10 protein-coding genes are annotated in these 14303 nt (G+C 42.5%); all 10 read left to right on the top strand.

Annotated elements, in window-relative coordinates:
• Window positions 1-53 precede the first annotated feature (53 nt).
• The 10 genes from gspF to HF322_RS04715 all read left to right on the top strand — a co-directional run bounded on the left by gspF (window position 54) and on the right by HF322_RS04715 (window position 14302).
• The gene (gene gspF, locus HF322_RS04760) at window positions 54-1256 is read left to right on the top strand and encodes a type II secretion system inner membrane protein GspF (RefSeq protein ID WP_169392248.1); all 1203 of its coding nucleotides are present in this window, start codon (window positions 54-56) and stop codon (window positions 1254-1256) included.
• A 202-nt stretch (window positions 1257-1458) separates the two neighbouring features.
• Window positions 1459-1929: a type II secretion system major pseudopilin GspG gene (gene gspG, locus HF322_RS04755; protein WP_169392247.1), complete on the top strand. Its 471-nt coding sequence runs from the start codon at window positions 1459-1461 to the stop codon at window positions 1927-1929.
• A 244-nt stretch (window positions 1930-2173) separates the two neighbouring features.
• Window positions 2174-4420 (top strand): protein-disulfide reductase DsbD, encoded by a 2247-nt coding sequence (gene dsbD / locus HF322_RS04750; protein ID WP_169392246.1) that lies wholly within the window; start codon window positions 2174-2176, stop codon window positions 4418-4420.
• 219 nt (window positions 4421-4639) lie between these two features.
• Window positions 4640-6079 carry a phospholipase A gene (locus HF322_RS04745; RefSeq protein ID WP_223193165.1) on the top strand — a complete coding sequence of 480 codons (1440 nt, stop codon included), beginning with the start codon at window positions 4640-4642 and terminating at the stop codon, window positions 6077-6079.
• 39 nt (window positions 6080-6118) lie between these two features.
• Window positions 6119-6847, top strand: coding sequence for a ComF family protein (locus HF322_RS04740; RefSeq protein WP_219848170.1), 729 nt, complete (start codon window positions 6119-6121; stop codon window positions 6845-6847).
• Window positions 6848-7183: 336 nt separating this feature from the next.
• On the top strand, window positions 7184-7669 hold the full coding sequence (locus HF322_RS04735) for a GspH/FimT family pseudopilin (RefSeq protein ID WP_308811481.1): 486 nt from the start codon (window positions 7184-7186) through the stop codon (window positions 7667-7669).
• On the top strand, window positions 7669-8238 hold the full coding sequence (locus tag HF322_RS04730; RefSeq protein ID WP_169392245.1) for a prepilin-type N-terminal cleavage/methylation domain-containing protein: 570 nt from the start codon (window positions 7669-7671) through the stop codon (window positions 8236-8238). Before HF322_RS04735 ends, HF322_RS04730 begins: the two co-directional genes overlap by 1 nt.
• On the top strand, window positions 8238-9344 hold the full coding sequence (locus tag HF322_RS04725; protein WP_169392312.1) for a PilW family protein: 1107 nt from the start codon (window positions 8238-8240) through the stop codon (window positions 9342-9344). The genes HF322_RS04730 and HF322_RS04725 overlap by 1 nt, the downstream gene beginning before the upstream one ends.
• 50 nt (window positions 9345-9394) lie before the next feature.
• Complete coding sequence (locus HF322_RS04720; RefSeq protein ID WP_169392244.1) at window positions 9395-10243, top strand: pilus assembly PilX N-terminal domain-containing protein; 849 nt, start codon at window positions 9395-9397, stop codon at window positions 10241-10243.
• A gap of 81 nt (window positions 10244-10324) precedes the next feature.
• Window positions 10325-14302, top strand: coding sequence for a PilC/PilY family type IV pilus protein (locus HF322_RS04715; protein ID WP_169392243.1), 3978 nt, complete (start codon window positions 10325-10327; stop codon window positions 14300-14302).
• Window position 14303 lies beyond the last annotated feature (1 nt).

Below are 14303 nucleotides of genomic sequence, written 5' to 3'. Positions count from 1 at the left end.
GCGCTTAAAAACATAGCTTAATATATTGGCTTAGATTTTTCATAGAGACCGTTATGCCAGCTTTTCATTTTAAAGCCCTTGATGAGCAAGGCGTGGTTCAAAAAGGTCTTCTTGAGGGCGACTCGGCGCGGCAAATTCGCCAGCAGCTTCGTGATAAGCGCTGGACGCCGATGGAGGTCAGCGCGGTTCTTGATAAAAAAGCGGTCAATAACAACCGTTTTAAAAAGCCGAGCGCTTATGAGCTTGCCCTGCTCACGCGGCAATTATCGGTTTTGCTTGCCGCCGGAATTCCCCTTGAAGAAGCTCTTGCTGCTGTTGCCAAACAGTCGCCAAAAACACATATTAAATCCTTAATGCTTGCTATTCGCTCAAGTGTGCTTGAGGGTTTGAGCCTTGCGCGCGCCCTTGAGCAAGCGGCAAGCTTTCCGCCCTTATACATTGCCACCATTGCGGCGGGCGAAAAATCGGGGCATTTGGATTTAATTTTAAATCAGCTTGCCGATTACACCGAAAACCGCTTTGCTCTACAAAAAAAGATCCAAGGCGCGATGGTTTATCCAATTGTGCTGATGGTGATGGCTTTTGCGGTCATTATCGGCTTGATGAGCTTTGTCGTTCCCAAAATTGTCAAGGTTTTTGAGCAGTCCGAGCAAGCGCTGCCACTGATTACCCAAGTGGTGCTCGCATTGTCTAACCTTATTACGACATGGTGGTGGTTGATGCTTGCTATTATGGCAATGGCGGCGTTTTTAATAATTCGCTTTGCTAAAACCCAAGCCGGGAAGCTGGCTATTGACAGTTTGGTATTAAAATTGCCGATTTTAGCCAAACTGTCGCGAGGGTTGAATGCCGCTCGTTTTGCCAGTACCCTTGCGATTTTGGTGCGATCAGGCGTGCCACTGATTGAAGCGCTGCACATCGGCGCGGCGGTCACCACCAATTTGCACATTCAAAGTTCAATTATTCAGGCGGCTAATCGCGTCACCGAGGGCGCAAGTCTTTCAAGCCAACTGGACAAATCGAGCTATTTTCCGCCGATGATGGTGCAAATGATTAAAAGTGGTGAAAACTCAGGCGAGCTTGAAGGGATGCTCAGCCGCGCCGCTCACATGCAAGAGACGGAAGCCACCAACTTTATTAGCACGTTATTGTCACTGCTTGAGCCATTGATGCTGGTCTTGATGGGGGTTGTGGTAATGATTATCGTCATGGCAGTGATGTTGCCCATTGTTAATATGAATGACTTGGCAGGCTGATGTGACAACTCATAAATTTAACAATTGCGAATTTTAAATTTTACTAAACTTCGCCTTACCAATCATTAATAAAGCAACAACAATTGCGCATATTAGCCGCTCTACAATAGCAAGATTATGGGCGGTAGATTCTGTTATTTTAAAAATTGTTTTGCCAAAAGCATTAATTATGCTAACAACCTAACTTTAGTGATGAGCCCTTATGACCTTGACAATTCCAACGCTGACCAATGATTCCGCCGCTTCCAAGAGCTCATTAACATCCCAATCCGGATTTACCTTAATTGAAATCATGGTGGTGATTGTGATTTTGGCGATTTTAGCTGGTCTTGTGGTGCCAAAAGTGGTCGGTCAAAGTGACAAAGCTCGAGTTAAAACGACTGAAACGGCGCTTGCGACGGTTTCAAACGCGCTTGATATGTATAAAGTGGACAACTCGCGCTATCCAACGACCGCTCAAGGTTTGGACGCGCTTACCACGCCACCTGCCGATGCAAAAAACTATCCTGAAGGCGGCTATATCAAAGGCGGCTATCCGACCGACGGTTGGGACAATGAGCTGCAGTATGCCGCGCCGGGAAGTGAAGATCGCGCTTATGATTTGTTTTCGCTTGGCGCGGATGGTAAGCCGGGTGGTGAAGGGGCGGATGCGGACATTTACGCTCAGCTTTAATGATTGCTGTCAAAATTTGATGGTCAAAACTGCCAAAATTGCCAAAACTGTGATTAAAAGTCAGGCTTTAAAAAGTATCAATCAATGCGGTGATTTGGTTGATACTTTTTTCATTATCATTATTTAATCCGTCACTATTAACGTTAAAAGTCATTAAATAGATAAAACTGCCGCGCCGTATAGCTAATTATTATCTATTTTTATATTTTATTTTTTTATGATTTGTCAGCAAAGGTAGCCTTTTATGACCGTCAACCAGTCGCTAGCGGTTAAGTCGCGAAAACCCAAGCCTTATAAATTTAGCTCGTTACTTCTTACAGGAGTAATTGCGCTCAGCTCAATGACAGCTTTGCCAATCAGCGCTCAAGCGGCAGGGCTTGGCGATTTGTTCAGCTCCGATCAAAGTGGTGATCAAGGGAAGTTTTTGCCCGTAGATAAAGCGTTTCAGGTCACTACCAGCACCAAAAATACCGCAAAAGGCGTGATGCTGACCATCAATTTTGACATTACCCCTGGTCATTACGTTTATAAAGATAAAATTAAGCTGGACTTGCCCGCTGGGGTAAGCGCTGCGCCCTTTAAATTTAGCCAATCGGCGCAATCGATTGATGACCCGCAATTTGGTCGCGTTCCTGTGTTTGATCAAAGCAACGTTACAGCGACAGCGCTGCTCACCAGCAGCAAAGCGGTCAATAATTCTGCGCTTAGCGTGACTTGGCAAGGCTGCGCCAAAGCAGGACTTTGTTATCCGCCTGAAAAAATAAATAACACGGTCACCATTGCCGCGCCAAAAGCTGCTGAGAAAAAAGACGATAAAGCCGCTGATAAAACAACGGCGCTACCGGCAAAAACAACTGAGGCGGCAAGCGATAAAGCTAAAGCGGTAGCTCAAGATAAAGCCGATAATCAAACTGCCGATCAAAAAACCGCGGATTCAAAAGCTTCCGACCCAAAAGCGACCACGGTATTAGCTGCCAATTCTGCAACAGAGACTGCCGATAGCCCAAATGCTGATAATAATGCGGCGAGCGCTATTGATGATTCGGCATTAACTGACAGCAATGAGGCGGATCATGTCAATGATGAGGGTCTTGAAAGTGATCAAGACGCCGCGCTATTAGACAATAACGCTGCCGATGATGGCATTATCGCGGCAAATGCTTCTGCCAATTTAAACGACAATAGTCGCCAAAATAATCAAAATATGGCGAACGATGACTTAACTGAAAGTGATCCGTTTGGTCTTGCCGCCCATCCTTGGTTTGCTTTATTGCTGCTATTTTTGGCAGGGCTTGGGCTTGCTTTTACGCCTTGCGTGTTGCCGATGCTGCCGATTGTCGCCAATATCGTTGCCCGTCAGCAAAACCCAACGGCAAGAAAAAGCGTAATTTTGACCTCAAGCTATGCGCTTGGGGTGGCGATTGCTTATGGGATTTTGGGCGCAGTCATTGCCATTTTTGGTGAGTCGCTTGGCATTATCGGTTGGCTACAAAATCCGGCGATTTTGATCAGCTTTGCCATTATTTTTGTGCTGCTTGCCCTTTATATGCTTGAAGTGGTCAATATCCGGCTGCCAGTAGCGGTCAGCAGCAAAATGCAGCGATTAAGCCAAGCGGGTGACAGTAAGCTTGGAAGCGCAGGCGGCAGTTTGATGGCAGGGTTTTTATCCGCGCTTGTGGTGTCGCCTTGCGTGTCCGCGCCTTTATTTGGCGCGCTGATTGCCGTGTCGACGATTGGTAGCGCGCTGTTAGGATTTGCAGCGTTATTTATGCTTGGTCTTGGCTTGTCCGCGCCGCTCATTTTAATTGGCGCAACCCAAGGCAGCATCATGCCAAAAGCTGGCGCTTGGATGAATTGGGTCAAGCAAGGCTTTGCTTTACTGCTTTTTGCGGTTGCCTTATTGCTTATTGAGCGCGTGTTTGTGACGCCAGTGATGCTGCTTGTTTGGGCGCTTTGGTTTATGGTCGTTGCCGTTTGGGCTTGGCGCTGGCTTGGTCGCGGTCGCATGCTGACCCAAGCGCTTGCCATCGTTATGGGACTTTGGGCGGCGTGCTTGATCGTTGGCGCCGCGCTTGGCAATCATGACAGTTTGCGACCACTGGCTAATGTCAACCAACCTGTCGCATCAACTTCAAATACAGCGATAGTTAATAATTCAGATAAAACCATCACGACCTTAAGCGAGCTTGATGCCATCACCCAAAGCTCGCCAAATGTGATCGTTGATTTGACTGCAGACTGGTGCGTTGAGTGCCGAATAATGGACAAAAATCTGTTCCAAAGCCGACCTCAGCAAATGCAAAATTGGCAATTGGTTCGCTTGGATATCACCGAGACAAGCGAGGATTCCAAAGCCATTTTAGCGCGCTATCAACTGTTTGGACCGCCAACCTTGCTGTATTATCAAAATGGCAAGCTGGTTAAAAAACAAGTTGGGGAAGTCAAGCGAAACGAGTTTGAAGCCGCACTTAATGCGTTAAATCAAAGCTGATTGCCCTTTTAAATAGAATAAACCTGCGACGCTAAATCACGTGGCAGGTTTTTTTGTGGTAAATGATCGGCTTAAAAACTTACAAGCCATATTTTTTTAGCGCTAGCCAGCGCTGTTAATTTTGATTACAATAATCTGATTGTGACCTAGCAGCGCGAAATACTCTACAATCATTGAGAGCCGCACCTGATGCGCTTTGCAATTTTGTCAAGGACAACTATGTTTTTTCCACCTGATTTGGGGCGATCAAAGCGCAATCTGAGCGCTTTGTTATCACCGTCCTTTTCGCCAAGTTTGTTAATGTTGGCAATGATGAGTTTGGCTGCAGTCTCAGCGCAAGCCGATGAGTTGCCCGCTGCAAAAGTCGTCAATCCAAGCGCCCAGCCTTTGATTTCCAGCCAAAGTGAGTCGCGGACCATCAAACAGCGCTTGCTTGATTCAAATGCGCCGCGTGATAAAAACGACTTGATCAGTGACGCTTACGTGTCGCAAAAAGCGCGACTGTTTGTGGAATGTACCAAAGTACAAACGGATGCCGCAAGGCTTGCGTGCTTTGATAAAGTTGCCGAAGATGGCGTCGCCCCCACGTTTGTAAGCACCAATAAACGACCGCTTGATGTGGCTAAAACGCTGCAATCGACCATTTCGGGAAAGCCGCAAGTCGTTTTGGCAGAAAACATCACCCCGATTGACGCCGATACGGTTGAAGATGCCGATGTGGTATTGGTGACCGATGAGCCGATCGCTCCTGAATCGTTAAATACGCGTGGCATCGATGCTGATGAAGCGCAAATTTTAGAAGAAGTGGGCGTAAGCAAAGCCGATATCGAAAAATATACCCCGCTAAGTTTGCTTTATGATTTGGATAAAAACAGCGAGCGCGGCACTTGGACTGCAAGACCGCATCGACCGATGTATTTGTTGCCGGTATTTTTAAACCTTGATCCCAATCGTAATCCAAGCAGTCCCACCCAAGCGCTTGATCGACCTTATACCTCAGGCGAGGTGCGAACGCCTGAGCTTAAATTACAAATTTCGCTCAAAACCAAAGTGTTAGAGGATTTGTTTGATACCGAAGCTGACCTTTGGTTTGGTTACACTCAGCAGTCGCATTGGCAAGTGTTTAATGCTGAAAACTCAAGACCGTTTCGCGCCACTGACTATGAGCCAGAAGTCTTTTTGACTCAGCCGGTGACAGCAAATCTGCCTTTTAATGGTCGGCTGCGGATGCTTGGCGCAGGGGCTGTTCATCATTCAAACGGTCAAGACGATCCGTTATCACGGTCATGGAACCGCGCTTATGTGATGGCAGGGGCGGAGTGGGGTAAGCTGACTGTTATTCCAAGGCTTTGGACGCGAATCAAAAATGAGGGCGGCGGTGACTTGGATGATAACCCCGACATTACCGATTTTATGGGCTATGGCGATTTGACCTTTTTATACGACTTAGCGGATAAAACAAGCTTAAGTGGAACGCTGCGCTACAACCCAAAAACTCAGCACGGCGCGGCGCAAATTGACTACATTTATCCTTTAACCAAAAATATCAACGGCTATATCCAGTTTTTCCAAGGTTATGGCGAGTCCATCATTGATTATAACCACAATAATACGGCGATCGGCGCAGGAATCATGCTCAGTGATTGGAAAGGGCTTTAATTGGCAATTGATTAGCTGGCAAATGGGTCATGCCAAACTATGGCGCTGACTCCCGTTGCCGCTGCGCCTTATCAATTTGGGATTTGGCTTGCCGATTATCTCAATCCGCGCTGTCAGCTTTGCCGAATTCAACCTAAATCCCCTAAAAGTTTGCTTTGTAGTGAGTGCCATCAAAGCATTTTTTGGCACCCAAAATCGTTTCAAATTGACGTGATCGCCAATCAAACGCTCAATATCCAAGCCGCGACCTATTACGATTATCCCATCCGCCAAGCGATCCGCGCCTTTAAACATGGCGAGGACTTAACCAAGCTTGCTGTTCTTATCCACGCGCTTCGGCAACTGCCAAGACCGCACGGCTGCCATCAACATAACAGCGTGATCATTCCTATGCCAACGACGCCTAAGCGCCTTGCCAATCGTGGCTTTGATCCGGTGACCATTTTGGTCGCTCATTTATCCAAACATTGGCAAATCCCAGTTTGGCGCGGCGTTCGTCGTGTTGATGATACGGTAAGTCAGCGAGGACTAAGCCGAGCTGATCGCTTAAGCAACTTAACCCAAGCCTTTATGTTGAGTTCGCCGCCGCCCGTTAAAAAGCTGATTTTGTTTGATGATGTCGCTACCACCGGTGCAAGTTTGCAAGCGCTTGCAAGGGCGCTGTTTGAGTCTGCAAGTCCCAATGCTGCCTTTACTGCCTTAGGTCACCCGCCCACTTATCCTTATCAAATCATAGCTTATGCTTTAGCTCATGGTAGTGCGAATTAAGCCAGACTCAACTTCTGATTCCACAGTAGTGAATTTAAGCTGCACAACGCCCTAAAGTTGGCTATACTCAATCCTTCGCTAATGTTACTTAACCGTTACCAATTCTGCTAAGAAAAATGTAAAGTCAAAAGTCGCTACTTAACTATGAACTAATAAAAATTCCAAAACGATCAAATTCATTAGGGCTAACTCTAATAGGTCGTTTTTGCCATTTTGGAATGAAAGTTGCAGTTGATTATACAATAAGTGATTTATTTTAAAGCTATTTTATCGTTACGCTAAACAAATAGTATTGAAAATAAAGACTTAATTTTTCTTGCCCAATAGGATAGTCAAGTGATTGGAATTAAACCCGAAAAATTTCAGCCATTATCAGTCAGCCAAGGTTTCACCTTGATTGAGCTGATGGTCACGATTGCTGTCCTTGCCATTATCGTAAGTATTGCTGCGCCTAATATTAGCACTCAACTTGCCAATCAAAGGGTCAAATCAACGGCGGCAACGCTTGAAAATGCGCTAAAAGAAGCTCGGGCGGAGAGTATCAGCCGCAGACAAAATGTTACTGTGACCTATAGTAATGGTAGCGCTCCTAAGATGATCACGATTACTGCACCTAATTCAATAACTATTGCAAGCTACAATTATAATGCCAAAAATACTATCAAACCGGACACAGCGTTAACTATTGTCTTTGAACCAAGCAAGCGAGTTACTATGGCGCGCGCCTACACAGTCTGTGATAGTGATACCAAGGCAACGCCCCATCAGGTTGAAGTTAATAATGTCGCTAATATTATTAATAAGACGGGAGGAACATGTTAATGGGACAGTTTAACTCGCAATATGGGGTTGGATTAGTAGAAGTCATGGTAGCTTTATTCTTATTAGCGGTTGCGGTTTTAGGATTTAGTGCGTTGAACATAGTATCCATAAAAGCCACAGACGATAGCGTATTAATCGCCAATGCTAATACAGTAATGCGCGGTTTATCTGAAGACTTGCGGTTAAACCCTAATAATATATTGGCTTACCAACAAGATATTCAAAGTACTTTAGGACAAGTATCTGATACAAAAGATTATTGCACTGCTGTCGCAGAATACAAGACTCGTAATGTTAAAAAAAACTGTGATAAAGATTCATGCACTGCAGAACAACTAGCAAAATACAATAGTTGGAGTGCGATGAAACAAGCTTGCGATAATGGGATGTTATTGAATATGTTCACCTGTCCTGGCACGGCAAATAAACAATTACGCCAATGTATTATTGCCTCATGGGATGGTACTAAACCTGTTTTTGGTGCTAATTCAGACATAAATAAAGCTTGTGCTGATACATCTGGTATTTATCATGCAGGTTCTGACTGTATGATTATGGAGTCATATTGATGCAGGCTAAATATATTCAATCTGGCTTTTCACTAATCGAACTTATGATTTCTCTTACATTAGGGCTGTTAATCTCAGCGGCAGTTATGCAGGTTTATCTCACAAGTATAAAAATCAGTAGTATGCAATCTGGTGGTTCAGACATATTAGAAGCGAGTATCTTCGGAATTCAAAATATTGAAAAAAGCATTAGACTTAGTAATTTAGGAATGGCAGATACCAATAATCCTTTTACCCCTTTGGCTGGAGTAATTATGACTAGTGATACTAGTTTGGTTGATGCATCTCAAACAGACAAGTCTAAAAACAACATGAACGGCATTAAAATGGGTGGTTCAAAATCAACTGCCGGCAATCTCGATATTACAAAGCAATATTTAACTCAAGGCGGAATCCAAGCCAGTAATGTTACCGATCTTAAAAGCTCACAGCTAACCATACAATATGAAGCGCCACAAGATATGTACGATTGCGAGGGTACATTAGTTCGTGGTCCTATAGAGATAGAACGTAATGGTCGTCTAGAACTTATACCAGGACAGATCATCGTTCAAAGATATTTCTTAAAGGAAGTGTTACAGAATAATAAATTCGATTATGAATCTAGTATAAAAAGCTATGAGCTACGGTGCGATGCTGGGCGATATATAAAAGAAGAATTAAGTGATAACGAGCTTGAACTACAAAAAATAAATGATAGTGATAGCACCATATTAAAAGCGAGTCGCAATATAAGAGATTTTGGCGATGTAGGGGAAGTTATTATTCCGAGAGTAGATTATTTTGGTGTACTGCTAGGTATAGAAGTGGTAGATCCATCGACGCCGTCAGTAACCTTGAGGTATTTCACTCCTGAGCAGTATCTTAATTATTTGAAAGATTTACCGGCTGCTTCTACTATAACCACGGATATTATATCCGTTAAGCTATCTGCTCTGGTAAGAGCTGAGCGTCCATTGACTGGAGAAACAGGAGCTTCTAACTTCATCATATTTGGAGAGCAACAAGCTTTATCTACAGATACGTCTAAAGCTTTTATTCGTAAAGTATATGAGTCTAATATCATGTTAAGAAACTCAAGAGCAATCAAAGAGAGCTCTTTATAAGCTATCTAATAATTTAAGTATATTAAGCTGATTGCAAGAGGATGAATGGGATGTGTAAACAATCACAAGAAGGCGTTACTCTTATTATCGTACTACTTTTTTTAATGTTGATTACTTTGGTAGGAGTGATCGCCGTTAGCAGAGGTACAACTGACTTAAAAGTTGCCACAGCTGATCAAGTAGACACGTTTCTCTTAAACTCATCAGATAGTGCTAACAAGCGCATAGAACGAATTTTTGACAATGATAAAGACCAAGATTATAAAGATGCCGTAATTAAAGGCAGTGGAATGTTTGGTTATTATCTTTCTGAGGCAGGAAGCGCAAATCGCAGCGATCAGTATATTTTCTGCTATAACCCAAGACAGAATAATTTTGCTAAATTAAATCAAGCCAGTATCGTAAAGCCAAATGGAAATACTGTTTTGACAACCGGCAGTGGTTTCTGCGATATCTCTAATGCGGATAGCTACGCTAGTGCTCGTAGTAATGTTGTCACCCAAGTTAATATTACTCGTCCATCCAAAGAAGTAATAGGACAAGGAAATTTTAAATCAGTAACGCAAGGATCAGGGATACAGGCAAACGAGCCTAGTAACGAATCTGCAGTTTTTAATATTTACTCCACCTCAGTTCTGCCTAGTCTATCAAGCGCTAGTAAGGATAAGATAAATAATTGTTTAAAAAATCCTATTGCTCCTGATGGAGAAAATAAGTCTTTGGATAAGTGTATGAAGGATGAGGGGATCCCTAGCAAAACATTGGTACAGCAAGCTTATGTTAAAAATGTTGTTGAAAATACCGTATGTTATGGTTTCGGTGTAGGTGATGGCAAAATAGCTGAAGGTTGTCAAGAGCTAATAGGCATTGATGTCAACGGTAACGCAACGACTAAATAATCAATTTTATAGCAATAGCCACTGCGTGATACGTCACTTATTTAGATTTTTTAACATTTGTCATTAAAAAGAGTATTCATTATGATTCTAAAAAACGATATTAGCCAACAATCACGGTACTCTAAAATTAATCAGATCGTTAAGCCTCTGATGTTGCCATTATCTTGTGCCATCGCCCTTTCTATAATAGCTATACCTGTCAATGCCGGTCGGAATAATCTTGGTGATTTAGAGATATATAAAGCAGCTGAGTCAGGTGGTGCGGTACTGACTCTGATGCTAGACACTTCAGGCTCTATGAACACAAAAGATATGAACGGAGAGACTCGTCTAACGGTACTAAAGCGTTCACTTAAAGAGCTGTTATCTAAAAAAGACGTAAATGGTAATTATATACTCTCAAGTAGCAATATGATTGGCTTGGGAAACTATTCTGTTGATAAAACAGGAAATGGTAAGGTAAATGGCAAGGCAGGAAGAATTATCATACCTGCTCGTAAATTAGATGCAAATCAGCGTACTTTACTGATTAATGCAATAAATGATTTCAGTCCAGATGGTGGTACACCAGCAGCTAATGCTTATGCTGAAGCAGGCGCCTATATGATGGGTACTAATACCGTTGAAACCCAAGAGAAAGCAGCTTACAAAATACTAGGAAGAGTAGTTTCTGAGGGGGGGCTGGGCAATTACACATATACCATACAAGCTTGTAATAGTAACTCTTCTGTTGTAACTGAATTATCTTCTGGAGGAAGAAAACCAACTTACATACCTATTCTCGACTGCATACAGGATAATTATAGGAATATTAAGATAGAAAGTAGTGTGTTTAAGAAGGATCTAGGTGATTTTGATTCATTTGCTAACAATAATGTGCCTGGTAACTCTGACGATAAGTGGACAGACTATGATGCTAACATTCGCTATTATCTTAAAAAAAATCAAAAAGGGTTTGTAATTAAAGATAATGATTACAGTGGTTATGTCGTATCAAATAAAGATGCCAAGGATCCTGATAGTGCGTATACGAGCTATCAGGCGCCTGTTTCTGAGTCACAGTGTAGTGGCTATGGTATCTACTTTTTAACAGATGGCGAGCCAAACAACTCTTCTAATAAGATTGCTTCTAGTTTAATGAATTTAAGTCTCACGGGTAATACTAGTTCTTTGAGCTTGGATCAGAATTGTTCCGGAGGCTTGTCTAGTAACAATGATAACAGTGCGTGGTCCTGTATGGGAGAGTATTCTAAGTTACTACGTAATATTAATAACCCTTCTAAGCGTTCGATATTGACCGCTGCTGTTGGTTTTGGTAAGGATTTCGCTGGCATCAAAACCTCAGTAGACGGTGCTGGTAACACTGTATATCATTGTGATGAAAAAGATCCTAAATCAAATATTACCCCTTCTACAGATGTAAAAAATTTATGTAAATTAGGCAGTGAGGAATATGGTGGCGGTGGATTTTATTATACGACAGATGCAGACAGTCTAGCAGAAAGTGTGTCTAGTTTTACCGCTAAATTGACTCAAATTATCGAAACTGCCCCATCAGGCACTATCACTATTCCTAATGATCCGCTTAGCTCTACCAACTTACAACCTTTTGCCTATCTTCCAATGCTTGAACCAAAAATTGCTGACTCAAAATATGTGTGGCCTGGCAACTTAAAAAAATATAATGTCTATCAAGGCACTTTATATGGCAAGTCTACATTTCCATTCCCAGAATCGGCTAGATTATATGTGGATGATGATAAGGATGGCTTTCCAGATGATTTAAGCAACACCGCCCGGGATCTATGGAGTAATCAAGATTACACAAACGATAAGGGCGTTAGTGTTAATAACGCCATTTATGCAGGTGGTGCTTATGCGCGCTTAAAAGCGCCAACCGCCGGAGCTAACGCTAATAGTACTCGCAATGTTTATGTAGAAAGTGGTGTTGGAAGTAGCGCTAAGTTGGTAAATATTAAAGTAGAAAATAATAAAGTGTTAGGCTTTGAGCAACTAGACAGTGACTATGGTGTCAAAGAAAAATTATATTTATTATCGTTTTTGGGTTACAGCGTTCCAGCAGATGCTGTCACACTTATTACTGATTTAAAGGAAAATAAACAAACTGCTGCATTTAATAGCACAGTGAGTAGCATAATAAGTAATCCACCTGCCCAAGCGATAAAAGTACTAGGCGGCGTGGTGCATTCAAAACCAAAGCAAGTATCTTACGGCGCGACCTTTGATGATGACGGAGAAATATCCAATGACGAGTCTAAACGTGATGATTACATCATGTTTGGTTCTATGGATGGAGCACTGCATTTAGTAACCGCAGAAAAAGGTGAAGAGACGTTTGCCTTTATTCCTAAGACTATCATTAAGGAACAGTTGAAGGCGCTAAAAGCGGATAGTGAGGGTGCTGTAGGTAGAACGGTATTTGGGGTTGATGCGCCATGGACAAGTAGCTCAGTGTTAGAGTATGACTTTTCAGGAACTAAGAAAAAGGTAAAAGCCAAGTCAGTAAGAGCTTACGGCGGCTTGAGAATGGGTGGTAGAGGTATCTATGGTTTAGAACTTACGACGGCTGACACACCAAAGTTTTTGTTCTCTAAAACACCAAGTGATGAAGGTTTTTCTCGTTTGGGTCAAGTCTGGAGTGAGCCTACTGTAGCAAAAATTAGAGTTAACAAAGGTGCAAATAAATATGAGTCTAAAGATGTCGTTATTGTCGCTGGTGGCTATGATATGTGCTACGAAAACCCAAGTTTCAAATTAACAACAAGTGGCGATAACAACAGTTGTAATAAAAAAACGCAGGCTGAAGGCAATGCCGTTTATATATTAGATGCTAGTAACGGCGATATTATAGCTTCTATATCAGGTAGCAATAGTGGCACAAACCATACCAAAGTTGAAAGCATGAAGCATAGCGTAGTAGCAGGGATAACCGCACTTGATCGCGATGATGATGGTAATATCGATCATCTGTATTACGCTGATTTGGGAGGTAGTGTTTATCGCGTTGATCTGAACGCAGGGGCAATTAATGCGACTTTGGTTAAACGGGTAGTTAGGGTGCTTAACACCAGTTCTGGACAGGGATTGCCATATCGATTCTATGAGCGTCCAATTGTCAGCTTTTATACCAGTCCTTATCAAGAAATATTTGCATCAGTGACGGTGGCATCTGGAGACCGTAGTACCCCTCTATCTATGCTCAGAAATACAACCAATCCTAACTATTTGTTTAATCTTTTTGATTATGATATCGCTCAATCTAGGATTTTTAGCTATACAGATAAAGAGTTAATTACGAAAGATAAAGTAGCCAGTGACCTTATTAATTTGCCTCTTAAGCAAAATACTGACTTAAATAAATTAACGAGTCGAAAACAGGTGCTAGAAACTATTGCTAAGGGAAGCTATAAAACTGATAAGAAGCGTTATGTTTATGACTATTCAGGTTGGCGATATCCACTGACGAATTTTGATGGTTATAGTAATCTATCGGGAATCAAATCGGTAGGAGAGCCGTTAGTTTATGGCAATCGCTTATATACTACCGCTTTTAGTCCAGAGATGGTTTATGATCAGGCAGATAACTGTTCTGCAAGGGTCGTTGGTGGGTCAGAGCGCCAAGTATACTGTATGCCTTATGGTGTATGCAGCGATGGCAGCTCTATCGACGACGGTACGGCAGGCTATACACGTGCTGGCAAAGGTATACAAGAGCTTACTTTAGGTGCTTATAGTAAAGACAAACGTAATGTGAAGATGCTTATTGGCAATCAGTCACTAGCCGAGCAAGTCAAAGTTGCCAACAGAAATGGCTATGGCGTCGGTTCAGGTGGACTTAATCAAACCAATAAAGCTGGTCTACAAATAACAAATAATACCATCGTAAATGATGGTACAACAGGGAGTGGCGGTAGGTCAGATAATGTAGTTGTCAATAATGGCAAAGCAACAAGTGATAGCGTTTTAGGATATGAAAAATATAAGCTTATACCAAAAAGATGGTATGAGTTGTACGAAAAGGACAAGAAGGATAAGTAAA

This window comes from Psychrobacter sp. MF31, from assembly GCF_012847335.1.
Taxonomy (GTDB): domain Bacteria; phylum Pseudomonadota; class Gammaproteobacteria; order Pseudomonadales; family Moraxellaceae; genus Psychrobacter.
This window is presented reverse-complemented; position numbering and strand designations above follow the sequence as displayed.